This is a genomic window from Exiguobacterium sp. s102 (assembly GCF_018618635.1).
Lineage (GTDB): Bacteria > Bacillota > Bacilli > Exiguobacteriales > Exiguobacteriaceae > Exiguobacterium_A > Exiguobacterium_A oxidotolerans.
On sequence record NZ_JACSML010000005.1, the window covers coordinates 131,171 to 149,923 of the forward strand.

The 18,753-nt window shown below is 50.1% G+C and carries 15 protein-coding genes and 4 riboswitches; of the genes, 11 read left to right on the forward strand and 4 right to left on the reverse strand.

The window, feature by feature from the left end; all coding sequences use genetic code 11:
* Window positions 1-58 precede the first annotated feature (58 nt).
* Genes KNQ02_RS12800 through KNQ02_RS12815 form a run of 4 tightly spaced genes read right to left on the reverse strand, consistent with a single transcriptional unit; the run spans window position 59 to window position 3,077 of the window.
* Complete coding sequence (locus KNQ02_RS12800; protein WP_088836249.1) at window positions 59-598, reverse strand: 1,2-dihydroxy-3-keto-5-methylthiopentene dioxygenase; 540 nt, start codon at window positions 596-598, stop codon at window positions 59-61.
* A 15-nt stretch (window positions 599-613) separates the two neighbouring features.
* A complete protein-coding gene (locus tag KNQ02_RS12805) occupies window positions 614-1,234 on the reverse strand; it encodes a methylthioribulose 1-phosphate dehydratase (protein WP_088836250.1) in 621 nt (206 codons plus the stop codon).
* Window positions 1,231-1,890 carry a 2-hydroxy-3-keto-5-methylthiopentenyl-1-phosphate phosphatase gene (locus KNQ02_RS12810; protein ID WP_214808766.1) on the reverse strand — a complete coding sequence of 220 codons (660 nt, stop codon included), beginning with the start codon at window positions 1,888-1,890 and terminating at the stop codon, window positions 1,231-1,233. Before KNQ02_RS12810 ends, KNQ02_RS12805 begins: the two co-directional genes overlap by 4 nt.
* Complete coding sequence (locus KNQ02_RS12815; RefSeq protein ID WP_088836252.1) at window positions 1,887-3,077, reverse strand: 2,3-diketo-5-methylthiopentyl-1-phosphate enolase; 1,191 nt, start codon at window positions 3,075-3,077, stop codon at window positions 1,887-1,889. The genes KNQ02_RS12810 and KNQ02_RS12815 overlap by 4 nt, the downstream gene beginning before the upstream one ends.
* Before the next feature lie 80 nt (window positions 3,078-3,157).
* Window positions 3,158-3,259, reverse strand: a riboswitch (SAM riboswitch).
* Between the two features lie 204 nt (window positions 3,260-3,463).
* Window positions 3,464-3,566: riboswitch (SAM riboswitch) on the forward strand.
* Between the two features lie 75 nt (window positions 3,567-3,641).
* On the opposite strand from KNQ02_RS12815, the gene mtnK reads away from it, so the two are divergent.
* From mtnK to KNQ02_RS12870, 11 genes are all read left to right on the forward strand, one after another.
* On the forward strand, window positions 3,642-4,811 hold the full coding sequence (gene mtnK, locus KNQ02_RS12820) for an S-methyl-5-thioribose kinase (RefSeq protein ID WP_088836254.1): 1,170 nt from the start codon (window positions 3,642-3,644) through the stop codon (window positions 4,809-4,811).
* On the forward strand, window positions 4,808-5,854 hold the full coding sequence (gene mtnA / locus KNQ02_RS12825; RefSeq protein WP_088836255.1) for an S-methyl-5-thioribose-1-phosphate isomerase: 1,047 nt from the start codon (window positions 4,808-4,810) through the stop codon (window positions 5,852-5,854). The genes mtnK and mtnA overlap by 4 nt, the downstream gene beginning before the upstream one ends.
* A gap of 19 nt (window positions 5,855-5,873) precedes the next feature.
* Window positions 5,874-6,953 (forward strand): sugar ABC transporter substrate-binding protein, encoded by a 1,080-nt coding sequence (locus KNQ02_RS12830; RefSeq protein WP_214808768.1) that lies wholly within the window; start codon window positions 5,874-5,876, stop codon window positions 6,951-6,953.
* Entirely contained in the window at window positions 6,950-8,467 is a 1,518-nt protein-coding gene (locus KNQ02_RS12835) for a sugar ABC transporter ATP-binding protein (protein WP_214770509.1), read from the forward strand. The genes KNQ02_RS12830 and KNQ02_RS12835 overlap by 4 nt, the downstream gene beginning before the upstream one ends.
* Window positions 8,467-9,492 (forward strand): ABC transporter permease, encoded by a 1,026-nt coding sequence (locus KNQ02_RS12840; protein WP_204251417.1) that lies wholly within the window; start codon window positions 8,467-8,469, stop codon window positions 9,490-9,492. Before KNQ02_RS12835 ends, KNQ02_RS12840 begins: the two co-directional genes overlap by 1 nt.
* A 370-nt stretch (window positions 9,493-9,862) precedes the next feature.
* The gene (locus tag KNQ02_RS12845) at window positions 9,863-10,819 is read left to right on the forward strand and encodes an AAA family ATPase (RefSeq protein WP_029332575.1); all 957 of its coding nucleotides are present in this window, start codon (window positions 9,863-9,865) and stop codon (window positions 10,817-10,819) included.
* On the forward strand, window positions 10,816-11,898 hold the full coding sequence (locus KNQ02_RS12850; RefSeq protein WP_088836260.1) for a DUF58 domain-containing protein: 1,083 nt from the start codon (window positions 10,816-10,818) through the stop codon (window positions 11,896-11,898). The genes KNQ02_RS12845 and KNQ02_RS12850 overlap by 4 nt, the downstream gene beginning before the upstream one ends.
* The gene (locus tag KNQ02_RS12855) at window positions 11,895-13,967 is read left to right on the forward strand and encodes a DUF4129 domain-containing transglutaminase family protein (protein ID WP_214808770.1); all 2,073 of its coding nucleotides are present in this window, start codon (window positions 11,895-11,897) and stop codon (window positions 13,965-13,967) included. Before KNQ02_RS12850 ends, KNQ02_RS12855 begins: the two co-directional genes overlap by 4 nt.
* Window positions 13,968-14,004: 37 nt before the next feature.
* Window positions 14,005-14,106, forward strand: a riboswitch (purine riboswitch).
* A gap of 129 nt (window positions 14,107-14,235) precedes the next feature.
* A complete protein-coding gene (gene guaA, locus KNQ02_RS12860; protein WP_088838417.1) occupies window positions 14,236-15,756 on the forward strand; it encodes a glutamine-hydrolyzing GMP synthase in 1,521 nt (506 codons plus the stop codon).
* Window positions 15,757-15,916: 160 nt separating this feature from the next.
* Window positions 15,917-16,018, forward strand: a riboswitch (purine riboswitch).
* Window positions 16,019-16,152: 134 nt separating this feature from the next.
* Window positions 16,153-17,457 (forward strand): NCS2 family permease, encoded by a 1,305-nt coding sequence (locus KNQ02_RS12865; protein WP_029332579.1) that lies wholly within the window; start codon window positions 16,153-16,155, stop codon window positions 17,455-17,457.
* Window positions 17,458-17,543: 86 nt separating this feature from the next.
* Entirely contained in the window at window positions 17,544-18,461 is a 918-nt protein-coding gene (locus KNQ02_RS12870) for a proline dehydrogenase family protein (RefSeq protein WP_235195251.1), read from the forward strand.
* Window positions 18,462-18,753: the final 292 nt, after the last annotated feature.

Genomic DNA, 18,753 nt, shown 5'->3' on the forward strand with positions numbered 1-18,753 from the left:
GTACAAAAAAAAGCCCAGGTCCTCTATCGCTAGAAGACTTGGGCCGGACCGGACTGAATTAGTTTGCTGAAGACAGGGCGTCCCGCTCGTAAATCGGCACCCAGCCGTCCGTCGTGACGAAGATTCGGATCGCCACCACTTTCCGGTCTTCCTGGAGCGTGAAGTAGTGGCGCGTATTGACGGGAACGGAAATCAAATCACCGGGATTGAGCTCGATGTTGTAATAGCCGACCTCCTCGTCTTTAATCGCAAACACGCCATGGCCGCTGACGATGAAGCGGACCTCGTCATCGGTATGATGGTGTTCTTTTTGGAAGTTGACGAGTAATTCATCGAGATTCGGTGTCGTATCCGACAGTGCGATGATGTCAGCCGTCTGGTAACCGCGACGTTCCGAAACATCTTTAATCTCGTCCGCGAATGTCGTTAAAATCGTCTGTTTGTCGTCATCCGTTAATGTAAAGTTCTCGACGAGGTCGCCCGGTAACTTCGAGACGTCCCATTGTTCATATAAGACGCCGCGTGAGGCAAGGAATGAAGAGACCTCATTTTGATCCGTATACCGTTCGTTTGTCTGTTGGAAAAGTACTGTTGCCATTGTAAATTCCTCCTTTTAATGAATCGCCTGTCGGCACGTTTGTAGTTTTAAGGTGTAACTGAACAAAAACTCGAATGCTTCCAACTGTTTTTTCGCTTCAAAGGCAGTCGGTGCCCAGACGGTGATGCCGTGATTGCGAATCAGGACGGCGCCGCTCTCGGCATGTACATGTGCTGCAAAGGCAGCGGCAAGCGTCGGAATGTCGGCATGGTTCGGGATAATCGGCACACGGACTTCCGCATCTTCTTCCCAACGGCCGAGTGCCTTGATGATTTCCTGACCGGCAAACCGAATCTCGCCTTGGTCGCCGTACAGTTCCGAAATGACATTATTGTCAATCGTATGGACGTGAAGGGAACACCCGGCAGTCGTTCGGTTGAAGACCTCGACGTGGAGCAACGTTTCGGCAGAGGGACGACCCGTCTGTTCGCCGATCAGTTGACCGGACGCGTCGACATGGACGAAGTCGTCCGGTGTATCCTGCCGTTTGTCCTTCCCGCTTGCCGTCACGAGAAATTCAGTCGGTTGATCGGCTGTCCGGATGGCGAGATTGCCGCTTGTGCCGGGGAACCAGTCGCGTGCTGCAAGTTCCTGTTTGACGGCACGTAATTCTTCATATCGTTTTAAGAAGGTCATGTGTACACCACCTTTGTCTGCAGATGATTCAATATGTCATGAAAGTTTTCAAACGGCGTATACGGGATGCCGTGCTGTTCACATAGCGTGATCAGATAATCCCGTGCATAAACGTGATCCGCCTGCTTAGCCAGTTCAAAATCTGTTACGGAGTCGCCGATCGCGATGATCGTGTCACCGTTCTGCTTCAGCTTCCGGGCGATCGAGGTTTTGCAACAGCCGCATTGATTTGTACAGGCCGCGTCGCAGGCATGCGGCCATTCGATTCGAACCGTCTCCTGGCTGAAGTCACTGCCGTTGCAATAAATCGCTTCGTCCGTCAGTACATCCGCAAGAATCGGCTGGACAAAAAAGTCGATCCCGCCGCTGACGATGGAAAAATCAATCTCGTTTGATTTGGCAAAAGCGAGTAAGGTGTCGAAGCCGGGACGAATGACCGCCCGTGTCATCAAGAAATCAATGTAGTCCTGTTTTTGACTGGACGGAAGCAGCTGAAACATCTGTCCGACGCCGGACTGAATCGAGAGCGACCGGTCGAGCACACCTTGTTTTAACGGTTCAAATTTTTCCGGCGGAGCGAACTCCTGCATCAAGGCGATGATATTATCGTGCTCCGTTACTGTTCCGTCAAAGTCACATAAAATCCGGATCGTCATTTCGTGATCCCCCAAGCATCGAGAGCGACACGTAATTCCTCGTGCCGGTGGGCGGCACTTGTCAGTGATTCGCCGGCCAGTGCTGCGCCCAGTGCCTGGCGGAAAGCGATGACTCCGGCCGCAGCACCTTGCGGATGACCGTGGACACCGCCTCCGGCATTGATGACGGAATCGACGCCGAAATCACGAACAAGCTGGGCGACGAGACCCGGGTGGATTCCGGCGGACGGGACCGGGAGAATTGTTTTGGTCTCACCGATTCGGGTCGCTTCGACGGCAATCCCGCGGGCCAAGTCTTTGGCGAGGGCGACATTCCCATACGGCGACGGGAACAGTGTCAAGTCGGCACCGGCAATCCGCGGCAACGTTCCGAGCAGGACCGGGGCGGCAATCCCGTACTCGGGACTGGCGATCAAGGCACCGCTCAACGCCGGATGATTAAAGATCGGGACCGGGATTTCCGGATCGGCTGCCAGTTCCCGCAAGACATCAAGCCCGTATGTAAACGTGTTGAGCAGGAGGGCTGTCGCTCCGGCTTCGACCAGTCGTTTCGCCTGCTCTTTCAAGCGGAAGACCGGACCACTCAATGTAATCGCATAAAGGGCCCGTTTACCGGTCCGTTCATAGTGTGCATCGAGGACTTCCCGTCCAATCCGCGCCCGGTCGAGTGCCGGTGTCAGCGGATTGTCGTATAAGATTTCGTCATCCTTGACGAGATCAATCCCGCCGGCGAGCTGGGCTTCCAGTTGTTCCCGTAAAAAAACGAGATCCCGTCCGATGACGCCTTTGAAGATGCTCATCAACAGGGGGCGATCATGGACTTGGATCAATTGGCGGACGCCCTCGATGCCGAATTTAGCACCGGGGAAATCCGGTGTGAATGAAGCGGGAAGCTGAAGATCCGTCAGTTTGATTTGACCGTCGAGTGACAGCTTGCCGAAGACGGTCGTCAAAATCGCCGAAAAGTCTCGTGAGACGTTGTGTTCCGGATAACGGATCGTGACATACCCTTTTCCGTCGTGTTCTTCCGTATGGACGACTTGTCCTTTAAAGGATTCAAGCTGTTGTTGTTCCAAGTGATTCAAATCGGTCCATGAGCCGACCGTCAGACCGAGGGCGATTTGCTCTGCCCGTTTTGGTAACTGATCGGTCACGCCGAGTTGGTAAGTTGCGGTAATGTACGCCATGATCGTCGTCTCTCCCTTGTTAAAAAATACAAAAATGGTCCCTCGTCAATGACAAGAGACCATGAAAAATTGCGCGTGGACTCTTATCTGTCAGCGTGTTAGCTGCAAGAATTAGCACCGTGCCAACTGGTCGGTTGCTGCGACATCATAGGGCTCGTCCCTCCGTCTGCTCTTGATAAGAATTGGATGAAATTGTGAAATCTAATTGCAATTTTTACATGAGATGGACGTGATGTCAAATAATTTTTTGAAAATTTATTTTTTTTGAAATCCGCTTCTATAGATGGCGGTCTTTTAAATGGTTTTTCACTAAAAATTGGAATTGACAGATGATTTAAGACGGGCGTAATATTCGAATCAACATCGAACACAACAACCACATATGACTCTTATCGTGAGTTGGCAGAGGGAATTGGCCCGAAGACGCCGCAGCAACCGACCATCCGGCACGGTGCTACATCCAACAGACATTCGTCTGAGAGATAAGAGGACGGATGATACCCCGCGCCTCTTTTCTATGACGAAAAGCGGCGTTTTTTGTGTAGAAATGAAGGGGGAAGCAAGATGGCATATCAAGCATTTACAGAACAGGACGCCATTAAACGTGTCCGGGAACTCGGACTCATCGGACAGGAAGAAGCGACGGCAGAAGAAATCGGCGACGGGAACTTGAACTTAGTCTTTCGGATTCAGGCAGGGAAAGAACGTTTGATCTTGAAGCAGGCATTACCTTATGCAAAAGTCGTCGGGGAAAGCTGGCCCTTGTCACTCGAGCGGGCCTGGATCGAACAGTTGGCACTGAAGGAATTCGCAAAATACGCGACGCCATTCGTTCCACGGGTCTTTCATGCGAGTCATGAAGAAGCGTATACAGTGATGGAGGACTTGTCGCACCTGCAAATCGTTCGGACGGGATTGCTCGCAGGCGAAACGTATCCGCTCCTTGCAGAACATGTCGGTTCTTACTTGGCACGGACGTTATTTTTCACGTCAGATTTTGCGCTCGGTCCGGTCGGAAAAAAACAGGTCGCACGTGACTATTACAACCCGGATTTATGCGACATTACGGAAAAGTTAATCTTTACGGATCCGTTTTACGACGCGGAAACAAACAACATCGAGAGCGGCTTGGAAACAGACGTACAGCAGCTCTGGCAGGACGAAAAACTGAAGCGGGAAGTCGCGAAGCTCGAAACGTTGTTCATCACGAAAGGGGAGGCCTTATTACACGGAGATTTACATACAGGAAGCATTTTTGCTTCGGCGGGCGAAACGAAAATCATCGATCCGGAGTTCGCTTTTTACGGACCGTTCGGGTTTGATGTCGGTCAGTTCATTGCCCACCTCTGCTTTGCGGCGTATCCGAACTATGCTGAGTTGCGGGAGAAGCGGGTGAAGGATATCGATACGTTCTGGCTGACGTTTGCTTCGACGTTCACGGCACTGTGGGAACGGGAAGCCGTCGAACCTTTCCGGACGGTACCCGGGCTTGTCGATGATGTCCTCAGTACAATTCTCCAAGACGCGCTCGGTTTCGCCGGTTGTGAACTGATCCGGCGGACGATTGGTTTGGCACCGGTCGCTGATTTGGAACAAATTCCGGATGCTGCGACGCGCCTTGAACGGAAACGTCATGCGTTACGCCTCGGGACGGCATTGATTAAACGGCGCGGCGAATGTAAGACGTTTACCGATCTCCGGAATTTTGACGTGACGGAGGAATTGAGCCGATGAGCGAGTTTATCCGTAGTGTCATCTATGAGCGGGCGTGCTTAAAGATCCTTGATCAGACCCGTCTCCCGCAAGAAGAACGGTACGAAGTCATTCATGATTTGGCGCAAGCGGTTGAGGCGATTAAACAACTTCGTGTCCGGGGGGCGCCGGCAATCAGTCTGTTCGGTGGATTCGTCCTCGTGCAGGAAGCGTTCCGGACGACGGGATCGCTTGACGAGGTCAAACAAAAACTGTTGACGGTATCGGCGGAGTTACTGGCGACCCGGCCGACCGCCGTCAATTTGCGGAACGTACTCGATGCGCTCAATCAGCTTATCCTTTCGAGCACAACGCTCGAGGAACTGCCGAAACGTCTGGAACAAAAAGTAATTGCCCTTTATGAAGCCGATGCCAAGACGTCACGGCAAATCGGTGTGCATGCGTTGGAGCTGTTTCAAGCGGGAGACCGGGTGTTGACGATTTGTAACGCCGGATCGATTGCGACAGCGGCGTACGGGACGGCACTGGCCCCGTTTTATCTTGCGAAGGAACAAGGCATCCCGTTATCCGTCTATGCGTCGGAAACCCGGCCTTTGTTGCAGGGGGCGCGCTTGACGACATGGGAGCTGCAACGGGCAGGGATTGACGTCACCTTGATCACGGACAATATGGTCGCACATACGATCAAGGAAAAGCAGATCACCGCCATCATCGTCGGCGCGGACCGGATCACCCGTAACGGGGATACGGCCAATAAAATCGGGACGTTCCAGCTGGCGTTACTCGCACGTGCCTTCGGGATTCCATTTTATGTCGCGGCACCGCTGTCGACGTTTGATGTGACGAGTTTATCAGGTGACGAGATTGAAATTGAAGAACGCGATGCTAGTGAAGTGACACAACTGGCGGGGAAAGTAACGGCACCAGCCGGAACAAAGGTCTTTAATCCGGCGTTTGACGTGACACCGCACGAGCTCATCACGGCGATCATCACGGAACTCGGCGTCATTGAACGGCCGAGCGTGGAAACGATCGAACAGGCGATTGGACAACAGGTCATCTAAACAGACAGGAGAGATCGAGATGAAAAAATTAGCATTCTTACTCGCACCGGCGGTCTTGCTGGCTGCTTGCGCCAATAGTGAAGCGACACCGACGAAAAAAATCAGCGGTGTGCCGGAAAGTGTCCAAGGCGACATCAAGATTGCCGTCATCCGCAATCTGGCGTCCGATGATCATACGAAACAATTTTTAGACGGTGCCCGTTCGGAAGGGGAGGCGCTTGGGTTTAAGGTCAACACGTTCATTTCCGAAGGCAATGACGTCAAGTTCAAGGAACTGGTGGCGCAAGCCGTTCAGCAGGATTATGACGGACTGATCATCTCGCACGGAAAAGAAGATTATTCCTACGACATGATTAAACCGGCGATCGACAAAGGGATTCAGGTCGTGACGTTTGATACGGTGACGAAGAAAAAGGACCAGACGTTAACAGGCATCACGGAGACATTCCAGGATGATCACAAACTGGCAGAACTTTCACTCGATGAAGTGACGAAAGTGAAAGACGACAAGCCGGTCCGGGTCATCAAATTGTGGTTCGGTCCGGGGTTTGCACCGCTTGACCGCCGTCAGGAAATCTATAAGACGTATGAAGCGGACGGCAAAATCAAGACGCTTGAAACGGTCGGACCGACGAATTTCCAGGATGTCCAGGGCGATATCGCGACGAAGATGAACGCGATTCTCGCGAAATATCCGAAAGGAAGCATCGATGCCGTCTGGGGAGCGTGGGATGAAGTCGCAAAAGGCGCCTATAAATCCTTAAAAGACAACAAACGTCAGGAAATCCCGTTGATTTCAATCGATGTCTCGAATCAGGACATCAACCTGATGCGTGAGAATGGCAGCAACTGGGTGTCGACGAGTGCCGTTGATCCGCATTTGATCGGACAGACGGACATGCGCCTGCTGGCGAAAAAACTGGCCGGTGAAAAAACACCGGGCAGCTTTGATCTGGACGCTAAATTAGTCGAGCAAAAGGCGCTCAAAGCCGATACGACGATGTACAATCTCGATACAATCATCAAGGGCTGGAGCACATCTGAGAAATTCAATGAACCGTGGATGGAAAAACTGCGGAAAGCGAATGCTGCGAAATGACGCATCTGGACGCGACGAACCGGCTCGAGATGCGTGGGATTTCAATTGAATTCCCCGGTGTCAAAGCGCTTGATGCTGTTGACTTTTCCGTCCGCCGCGGGGAAATTCATGCGCTCGTCGGAGCGAACGGCGCCGGTAAGTCGACGCTGATGAAAGTATTGGCGGGAGCGCATGCGGCGTATGACGGGACGATTTCGTTTGAAGGTGTGCCGTTGAAGATCGATTCGCCACGGGCCGCGAAACGGGCGGGAATTGAAATCGTCTACCAAGAAGTCGATACGGCATTGATTTCATACTTGACGGTCGCGGAAAACATTTGCCTCGATTTGTTGACGAACGGACAGCTCAAAGGGGTCATCCGGCAACGCCGATTTGAACAGATTGCACGGGAGGCGCTCGGGAAACTCCAGTCTTCGATTGATGTCCGGCAACGGGTCAGTGAACTGCGCCTTGCCGACAAACAGTTGGTCTTGATTGCCCGGGCACTCGTTCAAGACAGCCATTTTTTAATCCTGGATGAACCGACGGCGCCGCTCAGTCAACGGGAGACGGAACGTTTGTTTCGCATCATCAGGGAACTCGCGACACGCGAACAATTGGGCGTGATTTTCATCTCACACCGCCTGCAGGAATTATTTGAAATCTGTGAATCGATTTCCGTCATGCGTGACGGAAAACTTGTCGCCCGCCAAGCATTAGCCGGGCAAACGAAAGAGACAATCGTTGAACAGATGCTCGGAAGACGTTTGCAACAGACGGACCGGCAAACCCGAACCGTCGGGCAAGCGTTGCTCGAGCTCAATCAAGTGATGGTCCCGGGTGAACTCAATCAGCTGTCATTGACGGTTCATGCAGGTGAAGTGATTGGAATTGCCGGACTTGTCGGAGCGGGAAAAACCGAGCTCTGTAAGACGATTTTCGGAGTGACTCCGACTGTGGCGGGACAGATTCGGATAGCCGGCGAACCGGCGACTATCCGGTCGCCGCACGAGGCAGTCAGACACGGGATTGGTCTGGTCCCGGAAGAACGCCGGAAAGAAGGCATCCTTGTCACGGATCCGATTTATCAAAACATGACCGCGGCAAGTCTCAGACAATTCGTCAATCGGTTCGGTTGGGTCAAGACGGGAACGGAACGGACTGCCGCCAACGCTATCATCAAACGATTGGCGATCAAATCAACGGATGAAACGCAACGCGTGGAAGGATTATCCGGCGGGAACCAGCAGAAGGTCGCGATCGGCAAATGGCTCCTCGCCGATGCTGCGGTCCTGCTGCTCGATGAACCGACAAAAGGTGTCGACGTCGGGGCGAAACGGGAAATCTTCGACGTGATCGATCAACTGGCCGGACAGCAAAAAGCGATTCTGTATGCGTCCAGTGAATTCGATGAATTGCTGGCGGTGACGGACCGGATTTATGTCATGTATGACGGGAAAATCGTGTTCGAGACGAATACGTCGGAGACGACGGAAGACCAATTACTGCTGTATGCGACAGGGGGGATGACTTGATGAACGAGGTACTTCACGAACCAACGACGGAATCAAAACCAAACACGGAACGACACGCATCCGGTAAACGGTTGTTACGCTTTTTGAATGACTGGGGGATCGTCCTCGCAATCCTTGCACTCATCGTCTTTTTTGCCGTGACGGCACCAAGCTTTTTACAGGGCGCGAACCTGATTAATATTTTGCGCAGTATCTCGATTGTGACGATCATCGCAATCGGGTTGACCGTTTCGCTGACCGTCAACGGTTTTGATTTATCGGTCGGTTCGACCGCGACCTTTGCCAGCTCGCTCGTCGTCTCATTTTTTGTCTGGTACAGCCTTCCGCTTGGTCTGTCGATCGGCTTGGCGATTTTGATTGCCTTAAGCGTCGCGCTGGTCAACGTGTTATTGATCGTCAAATTCAAGATTCCCGACTTGTTTGCGACGCTTGCGACGATGTTCATCTTTGAAGGGGTGGCGATGACGTATACCGGCGGCGGATCAATCAGTGCCGGGATGCCCCGTCTCGACGGAACACCGACAGTCGGGATGATTCCGGAGTCCTTCCTAAAAATCAGTCAGGCACCGTGGATCATCCTAATCATGCTCGCCGTCGTAGCAGTGACGCATCTGTTTTTGAACCATACACGACACGGCCGCTTCTTATACATCATCGGCGGAAACCCGGAGGCGGCACACTTGACGGGAATCCCGGTGCACCGTTACCGGGCACTGGCCTATGTGATTGCCGGACTACTCGCGGCAGTCGGAGGAATCCTGCTTGCGTCGCAGGTTGGATCGTCACAGATTAATGCCGGATCCGGCTATTTGATGCCGGCAGTCGCGGCTGCCTTCATCGGTTCATCGTTTGCCGGACAAGGGAAACCGAACGCACTCGGGACATTAGTCGGAGCCTGCTTAGTCGGGATTCTTGAGAATGGGCTCGTTATGTTATCTGTTCCGTATTACTCATTGAATATTATTAAGGGGCTTGTCCTTGCACTTGCTTTAGCAACGACGTATTACCGGTTTCGAAAAAAATAATTAAAAAACAAGGTTTAACTTCGAATAGATTCGGTAATATTCAATATATGAAAGGATGGTGATGCACATGAATGATTATCAATGTAGAGGGAACGATCGCATGTCGCTTCGAGTAGAAGAGGATCACCGGACTTGACGAACGGAATAAGTTTATAGACACGGATTGTACCCGTGTTTTACGTGCACTCTGCACGAATCAAGAACGGTTTACGGCATGTAATCGTTCCTGAAACACAAAGGGGGAGTCGCTCTGCGGCGCCTCCTTTTTTGTGCGTATTGAGAGACTCATATGCCTTTCCAAAGGGACTACGGTTATGAGAAGATAGAAAGAGTCAGAAAATTCAACTACTAAAGAGCAAGGGGCCTGACAATGCGAACATACACAAGAGAGATTCAAGCAATCATCGACAACGTAGAAAAAGTAATCGTCGGTAAGGAAGATGTTATTACACAATCGTTAGCAGCGCTACTTGCCGGAGGACATGTCTTACTTGAGGATGTACCGGGGGTCGGGAAAACGATGCTCGTGCGCGCATTCAGTCGCTCAATCGGCCTGACTTTTAAGCGTGTTCAATTCACACCCGATTTACTCCCCTCGGATTTAACGGGTGTTTCGATGTATAACCAAAAAACAAGTCAATTTGAGTATCGTCCGGGTCCATTGATGGGCAATATCGTTCTCGCGGATGAAATCAACCGAACCTCTCCGAAAACACAATCGGCGTTACTGGAAGGGATGGCGGAAGCAAATGTAACGGTGGACGGAGAAATCCATACGCTTCCGAATCCCTTCTTTGTCATGGCGACGCAAAATCCGATTGAGCATGAAGGGACATATCCATTGCCGGAAGCACAACTCGATCGCTTTTTAGTCAAAGTCAAGATGGGCTATCCGGATTTTCAGCAAGAGATGAAGTTGCTGAATCGATTCGAACGCGATGAACCAATCGACACGCTCGAATCGGTCATCGGGCGCGACGAATTGTTACGGATGAAGGAAGAAGTCAAGGAAGTCCACGTTTCACAACCGGTTAAAAAATATATCGTTCAGCTCGTCCAGGCCACGCGTGAGCATGCTTCGCTTTACCTTGGAGCCAGTCCGCGTTCATCGATTGCTTTAATGAAAGTCGCGCAAGCCTGGGCTTATATGGAAGGGCGGAAATTCGTATTACCCGATGACGTGAAACACCTGTTGACACCCGTCTTATCACACCGGTTGATTTTGACGGCAGATGCTCGCTACCACGGACAGTCGGCTGAACGGGTATTGGAACAGGTGAAAAAAGAAGTTGCGGTGCCGATTCAACACGACGTGGAGTCTTTATGAAACGGTGGCAAATCGGCTGGCGTTATGCCGTCCTGCTCCTGATGGTCACGGCATTGTGGATTTACGCCCGTGTGGATGGTGGAAATGTAGCCTCGTTACTGTTCTACGTCATGGCAGGTTTGACTGTCTACTGGACGATTTTTTTAATCTGGCCCGTGACGAAAGCCGTCGCGACGCGAGAAGTTTCGAATAAGATGTTGATTGCCGGGACGGACATTCCTGTCGTTTTACAAGTTAGACGAAAATACCCTTTTCTTGTCGGGACCGTCGAAGTAACAGAGGAAGTACCGGAAGCATTGAGTGCGGAGCGTTTAGACATTCGGCGCTCGTTACGTGCCCATTACCGGAAGACGGAACAGATTGAATATGTCATTCCATCGATTCGTCGTGGACTGTATCAGATTCCTGGTTGTGTGATTGAAATTACGGATCCGTTCGGTGTATTCATGCGAAAAAAACTCTACCCGGTCGAAACATATCTCGCGATAGAACCGGCACGGCTCGCGACGCAGTTGCCACATGAAGACGATCGGGGGGACGGCGGAATTTCGCCCGTCTCGCTCGATTTGCGGCAGTCATCCTTTACCGTCGTTGGAGTCCGGGAATATGTCAGTGGCGACCGGATGAACCAGATTGATTGGAAGGCAACGGCGAAACGCCAAGGTTTGATGACGAAGACATTTGAACGGGAACAAGAGCGGGAAACGACAATTGTTTTTGATGAAGGAACGGTGAGTGATGCGCAGTTCGAACGGAGCATTTCGATGCTTGCCGATGCGACCGATCAACTCAACAAACGGCGCTTGAATTACCGGATCCATCTCGTCGGTCATGCTGTCCAGTCCCTGTCTCTACCACTTGAAGGGGCGAAGCTGACACATTATTTGATGACGGCTCAACCGAGTCGGACCCGTTCATTCATTGAGTCGTGGGAGTATTCCTCAAAAGCATTACGTCTGAGTGGAAACGTCCTCTTCATCACGCCGGACCTTGAATCGAATAACGAAATGTGGATGTCTAAAATCAGACAGGAAGCGACCGTGCATGTCTATACGCCGGAAAGGAGGGGGAGCCGATGAGTCGACGACTGATTTGGAACTTACTCGCGGCGTTACTACTTGCGAGCTTCATGCCCCCGCTACTGGAACTGACGACGTTTGACAGCATCGTTCCTTTCTTGCCGCTTCTTTTGACACCACTCCTGCTATCGCACGTCCGAAGACGGTGGTTTTTAAGTGGCAGTCTACTTGCTTTGATGGTGTCTTTTTACTTCATCTTGACACCGGAAGAAGCCCCGTGGCGACTATTAGGTGAAATTACGGATGATGTATCACGTGTCATCAATGGGGAGTTGCCGGGACGACCGGCCTTCGCCTTATCGATCGGTCTAATTAGCTTTTTAATCGGCTACCTTGGTCGCCGAACCTTCCCGAATCGGGGATTTGTTGTTGGGTTGACCGTCGGTGTGATCGGTTTCATCGCCTATTGTGACACATGGACGGATTACTCGGGTGACCAGTTCATCTTGTATCCGATCCTCCTGGCATTACTTTTGTTGTATGCGACAGAAATCAATGAACGACCGACTGCCTCTTACGTTCGGCCGATTAGTGCCTTGTTGATTATCGGTGTAACGATCGTTGCGGCACTGCAAAGTCCGGTCATCACAGCGACGTGGCAAAACAGTTGGTATGACTGGACGTCACGTTTTGAAGGAGAAGGTACATCGACGAATGCGATTCAAAAAGTCGGATACGGCTCGAACGATGAACAGCTCGGTGGTCCATTCCAAATGGACGACCGGGAAGTTTTTCAAGTCGAGAGTGAAGGGAATCGGTACTGGCGGGTCGAGACGAAGGACGTCTACACCGGTAAAGGTTGGATTTTATCGGAGTCAAGTCCGGAGATTAACGGGCGTGGTTTCTTCTCGCACTTTGGCGATGACGTCGAGACACGTGAAGAGAGTGCGACGTTCAAGTTGGCTCGCGAGTTGCCGTTTGTCCCTTACAATGGAGATAATGTGCGCTTGACGGCAGCTGATCAACGGCAAAATCTTTTAATCAACCCGGAAAATCAAAAAATTTCGTATCTTGACGATGCAACGCGCCAGCAAAATTATCAGATTCAGTACGCGTATCCACTGTTTACTGAAAAACTACTCCAAACGGATGAACCGGTAAAACTTTCAGAAATGGAACAAGATCGTTACCTGCAACTGCCGGGAACATTACCGGACCGGGTTCGTGATTTAGCGGCTGAGATCGTTGCTGATGAAGAAACACCGTGGGAGCGCGCGAAAGCGATTGAAAATTACTTCGAGCAAGAAAACTTTGAGTACAATACGGAAGATGTTGCTGTCCCGGCAGAAGATCAAGACTATGTCGATCAATTCTTGTTCGAGACGAAGCTCGGTTATTGTGATAACTTTTCGACTTCAGCAACTGTGTTACTACGGGCGGCTGGATTACCGGCACGCTGGGTAAAAGGATTTACAGGTGGCGAATCCGATGTCATCGGTTCTGCTGTCACGAGTTATACGGTCCGAAACAAAAATGCCCATTCCTGGGTCGAAGTCTACATCGAAGGACCGGGTTGGGTACCGCTCGAGCCGACTGTAAGTTTTGACGGTACAGGGCAATATACGATCAATCAAGAGACCGATAACGAAACGGAACAATCAAATCCGCAACGGGATACAGAGACAGATACGGAAACGGCAACACCGAACCGTCCGCAGGAAAATCTTCTCGATGACGCCCAAGCGACGACAGCGAATCAGGCGGAAAAACGTTCGATTCCCGTCTGGCCGATCATTGGTGCGTTGCTCGGTCTTGTGTTCCTCTATCTGTTTAGAAAACCAATCAGACGAACGGCCGCAATTCTCTTCTTCCGTAGCCAAATCAAACGACCGGAAGGATTCAAACGGATGTATCGCTTCTTGCTCCGACGTCTCGATAAACAAGGGTTCCATTATAAGGATGGACGGACGCTCGCGGAACTTGCACATGAAGTCGATGGGTATTACGAAACGTACGCGATGCGCCCGTTGACGGATGCCTATGAACGGATGATTTATGGTGGTGAGACGTTGTCGCTCGAAAAGAAACGTGAATATTTCGAAAATATGATTCGTCGCGTAGAGGGTTGATATTTTTGAATTGATACAGTTACAATGAGAACAACGTAAATCATACATGCATCTCCTTTGTATATACTCGCGGATATGGCGCGAGAGTCTCTACCGGGTCACCTTAAACGACCTGACTATGAAGGAGCAGACCCTTCGTATACATTTTTTTGTGAAGCGGCCTGCTCTTTTTCCATTTATTCATGGGGGAAGAGTGGGCTTTTTTCATAGGGGTACGCATGAAACTTGAAAGGCGGGAATAGATTTGGAAGCACATTTGGACCAAGAAATGATCCTCGTCCTCGATTTTGGAGGTCAGTACAACCAATTGATCACACGACGCATCCGTGATCTCGGAGTTTACAGTGAACTGCATTCGCACAAGATTACGGCAGCAGAAATCAAAGACATCGCACCAGCGGGTATCATCTTCTCCGGTGGACCACGCAGTGTCTACGCAGAAGACGCGTACCGCTGTGATCCGGAAATCTTCGAACTCGGAATTCCGATCTTTGGTATTTGCTACGGCATGCAATTGATGTCGCAACACTTCGGTGGGACAGTCGAGCGTGCCGGACACCGGGAGTACGGAAAAGCGACATTGACGCTGAACGATCCGTCCGCGATGTATGCAAACTTACCACTCGAGCAGACGGTCTGGATGAGCCATAGTGATCTCGTCACAACGGTTCCGAACGGTTTCGTCGTCGATGGGACAAACGTTTCCTGCCCGATCGCTTCCATCAAAAACGAAGAGTTAAAAATGTATGGTGTCCAGTATCATCCGGAAGTCAACCACACGATGTTCGGTAAAGAACTCTTGAAAAACTTCCTGTTCGAAGTCTGTCAGTGTACAGGCGACTGGTCGATGGAGAACTTCATCGAAATCGAAATCGCGAAGATTAAAGAAGAAGTCGGCGACAAAAAAGTTCTTTGTGCCCTTTCAGGCGGTGTCGACTCGTCTGTCGTCGCAGCACTGATTCATGCGGCAATCGGTGACCAATTGACATGTATGTTCGTCGACCACGGTTTGTTACGTAAAGGGGAAGCGGAAAGTGTCATGAAGACATTTGCCGATCACTTCCATATGAACGTCATCAAAATCGACGCGCAGGACCGTTTCCTGAACAAATTAAAAGGGATTTCGGATCCGGAGCAAAAACGTAAAATCATCGGTAACGAATTCGTTTACGTCTTCGACGAAGAAGCGTCAAAATTGACGGATATGGACTTCCTGGCCCAAGGAACGCTCTATACGGACATCATCGAAAGCGGAACGGATACGGCACAAACGATTAAATCACACCACAATGTCGGTGGATTGCCGGAAGACATGCAGTTCAAGTTGATCGAACCGATCAATACGTTGTTCAAGGACGAAGTCCGTGCACTCGGTAAAGAACTTGGTTTGTCGGACGAAATCGTCTGGCGTCAGCCGTTCCCAGGACCCGGTCTCGGCATTCGTGTCCTCGGTGAAATCACAGACGAGAAACTTGAAATCGTCCGTGAATCTGATTTCATCCTCCGCGACGAAATCAAAAAAGCCGGTCTTGAACGTGAAATCTGGCAGTACTTCACGGTCTTGCCACCACTTCGTTCAGTCGGTGTCATGGGTGACGAGCGGACATACGACTATGCAGTCGGCATCCGTGCCGTTACGTCAATCGACGGCATGACGTCGGACTGGGCACGCATCCCGTGGGACGTGCTCGAGAAGATTTCCGTCCGGATCGTCAACGAAGTCCAGAACGTTAACCGCGTCCTGTACGATGTAACGTCGAAACCACCGTCAACGATTGAATGGGAGTAATTTTATGGCTCTTCTTCCCGAGGAATTAGGAAGAAGAGTTTTTTGTGACGCTTTCAAAACCGAACGTTCGGATAAAATACGACCTTAAATTTCGTTTTTATGGTTGACCGTGCATTTTGAGCATGCTACGATGTGTCTGTTCTTATTTTAAATCATCTACTAAAAAAACAAAAAATAATGCCGTATAATTCTGGGGATATGGCCCGGAAGTCTCTACAGGAACACCTTAAAGGTTCCTACTACGGCGTGCACTGATTCTAGTGTGCGCTTAAAGAAACGGCTTTTACCGCTTAGGTAACTGCCGTTTTTTTCGTTTCTTGAGACGGCTTATTTGGAAAGAAGGCAACCATGAGCACACAGATGAAACCGCAACAACCTAAACAAAAGGAGAACGCGATCGCGCGATTCTTCGACTTCGACGGACTCGGTACGAACATGCGGACAGAGTTTATCGCCGGTATGACAACATTCTTCGCGATGGCGTACATCTTATTCGTTAACCCGAATACGTTAGCAGACGCCGGGATGAATCCTGGTGCTGTCTTCGGTGCAACGGCGCTTGTTGCCGTCATCGGTTCAGTCACGATGGGCTTACTCGCGAATTATCCGATTGCTCTCGCACCCGGTATGGGACTGAACGCGTTCTTCGCCTACAGTGTCGTCATCGGAATGGGGATCCCGTGGGAAACGGCGTTATCCGGTGTTTTAGTATCGGGTCTTGTCTTCATGGTACTCACGGCATCAGGAATTCGTGAAACAATCATCAATGCGATTCCAGAACCACTTAAAATGGCAGTTGCTGCCGGAATCGGTTTATTCATCGCCTTCATCGGTTTGAAAACAGGTGGAATCGTCGTCGCAAACGAAGCGACGCTCGTCTCACTCGGTAACTTGGGTCAAGGGACAACATTGCTTGCTGTGTTCGGTTTAGTCGTTTCAGCGATCTTAATGACACGCGGAATTAAAGGCGCCATCTTCTTCGGAATGATTTTGACGGCAATCGCGGGAATGATTTTTGGATTGATTCCTGTTCCGTCAAGCCTTGGGGAAATCGTTTCAGCTCCACCGAGTATCGCACCGACATTCGGACAAGCGTTCCTTCACTTCAATGAAATCTTTACTGTCCAGATGGCAGTCGTCATCTTAACGTTCTTCTTCGTTGATTTCTTCGATACAGCGGGAACACTCGTTGCCGTCGCGAACCAAGCAGGATTAATTAAGGAAAATAAAGTTCCGCGTGCAGGACGCGCATTGATCGCTGACTCAACAGCAACAGTCGCGGGTTCAATCCTTGGAACATCAACAACGGTTTCATACATTGAATCAAGTGCAGGTGTCGCAGCAGGCGGTCGCTCAGGAATGACGGCAATCGTAACCGGCTTATTCTTCGGACTTGCCTTATTCTTCTCACCACTTCTCGCCGTCATCACGGCGCCGGTCACAGCACCGGCACTCATCATCGTTGGTGTGTTAATGGCATCCTCACTTCTCCAGATTGATTGGAAAAAGTTCGAGTATGCAGTTCCAGCCTTCTTGACAGTCATCATGATGCCACTTACGTATTCGATCGCAACGGGAATCGCATTCGGGTTCTTATTCTATCCAATCACGATGATCGCGAAAGGTCGCGCGAAAGAAGTGCACCCGATCATGTACGCTATGTCACTCGGGTTCCTAGCATACTTCATCTGGTTACACTAATTTTTCTTATTAAGCTGACGTCTTTCTTCTATATAGAAGAAAGGCGTTTTTTTTATGGAGAGTAGGGAATCAACAAACAGGAGGTGATGAACGTGTTGGAAAAACTAACAGGTCCGATATTCGAACGACTCGCTGTTGATAAACGTCTTATTCGTGTGGCCCGAGCAGTCGGCTTACCTTTAGGGGGAACATTATTCGTAGGAGGGCAAACAATCGATGAGACGTTCCGAACAGTCCGGACGTTGAATGCGCAGGGTCGGGCAGTCACGATTGATTGTTTAGGAGAGTTTATTCACAGTGTGCAGGATGCAAAGGCAATTGCGGATGAATGCATTGATGTTTTGTACCGATTAGAGAAAGAACAAGTGGATGGACAAATTTCATTAAAGTTAACATCCGTCGGCGTGCGGTTAGATCCGGAACTCGCCCTCATGCAGATGGAACGTATCCTTGAAGTCGCACTTCAGCTGAATCGCCGGGTGACGATCAACATGGAAGAGTACGAAATGACTGAGTCGATTTTGAAAATTTTCCGTGTGCTTCAGTTCTCTTACCCGAACCTTGGTGTGGCGCTTCAAGCAAATCTGCACCGTAGTCGTTTTGACTTAGATCAACTCGAACCAATGACCCGGATCGTAAAAGGGGCATATACGGGGTCGAAGGAACATTACATCGAGGATAAGGCGATGGTAGATGCCAACTATCTTCTATTAGTAAAACAGAATTTGATGAAAGGACGTTATACGCAAATCGCGACACATGATGACGATATGATTGAGGAACTACTCGACTTTATTCGACAAGCTGACATTTCAGATGAGTGTTTTGAATTTCAAATGCTTCAAGGGATGCGACCGCAACGTCAGAAAGAGTTGGTCAATTCAGGATATCGTGTTGTCGTGTATGTACCGCACGGAGTAGACTGGTATACATACTTGATGAGACGTCTGGCTGAACGACCTGCAAATATCGGGTTTACTTTATTGAGTATGTTAAGACTCTGATGCTGTATGTAAAACGCAAAACAAGCTTTTGTAAAGTTTTTTTAAAATAATGCTTGTGTTTGTCGAATTTTGTTGTTATATTAATAAATGTTCCAGCGAGACGCCTTTTATAAACGGTTTGTTGGGGCTGAAAAATCTTTTCAAAAACACGGTTGACATAATCAAAACAACCTGTTAATCTATTAAAGTCGCTAATACGACATGACGAACTTTGAAAACTGAACGATGAGGCAAAAAACGTATCTTCGGATACAAACAATGAATGAAGCGCAAGCTTCGTCAACGTGACTTT

What these genes read in the sequence shown, in the direction of transcription:
- mtnA (WP_088836255.1), top strand. Translation starts at nt 4,808, where the DNA reads ATGAGCGAGTTTATCCGTAGTGTCATCTATGAGCGGGCGTGCTTAAAG.
- guaA (WP_088838417.1), top strand. Translation starts at nt 14,236, where the DNA reads ATGATCCTCGTCCTCGATTTTGGAGGTCAGTACAACCAATTGATCACA.
- KNQ02_RS12800 (WP_088836249.1), bottom strand. Translation starts at nt 598, where the DNA reads ATGGCAACAGTACTTTTCCAACAGACAAACGAACGGTATACGGATCAA.
- KNQ02_RS12830 (WP_214808768.1), top strand. Translation starts at nt 5,874, where the DNA reads ATGAAAAAATTAGCATTCTTACTCGCACCGGCGGTCTTGCTGGCTGCT.
- KNQ02_RS12855 (WP_214808770.1), top strand. Translation starts at nt 11,895, where the DNA reads ATGAGTCGACGACTGATTTGGAACTTACTCGCGGCGTTACTACTTGCG.
- KNQ02_RS12870 (WP_235195251.1), top strand. Translation starts at nt 17,544, where the DNA reads ATGAACGTGTTGGAAAAACTAACAGGTCCGATATTCGAACGACTCGCT.
- KNQ02_RS12835 (WP_214770509.1), top strand. Translation starts at nt 6,950, where the DNA reads ATGACGCATCTGGACGCGACGAACCGGCTCGAGATGCGTGGGATTTCA.
- mtnK (WP_088836254.1), top strand. Translation starts at nt 3,642, where the DNA reads ATGGCATATCAAGCATTTACAGAACAGGACGCCATTAAACGTGTCCGG.
- KNQ02_RS12845 (WP_029332575.1), top strand. Translation starts at nt 9,863, where the DNA reads ATGCGAACATACACAAGAGAGATTCAAGCAATCATCGACAACGTAGAA.
- KNQ02_RS12850 (WP_088836260.1), top strand. Translation starts at nt 10,816, where the DNA reads ATGAAACGGTGGCAAATCGGCTGGCGTTATGCCGTCCTGCTCCTGATG.
- KNQ02_RS12805 (WP_088836250.1), bottom strand. Translation starts at nt 1,234, where the DNA reads ATGACCTTCTTAAAACGATATGAAGAATTACGTGCCGTCAAACAGGAA.
- KNQ02_RS12815 (WP_088836252.1), bottom strand. Translation starts at nt 3,077, where the DNA reads ATGGCGTACATTACCGCAACTTACCAACTCGGCGTGACCGATCAGTTA.
- KNQ02_RS12840 (WP_204251417.1), top strand. Translation starts at nt 8,467, where the DNA reads ATGAACGAGGTACTTCACGAACCAACGACGGAATCAAAACCAAACACG.
- KNQ02_RS12810 (WP_214808766.1), bottom strand. Translation starts at nt 1,890, where the DNA reads ATGACGATCCGGATTTTATGTGACTTTGACGGAACAGTAACGGAGCAC.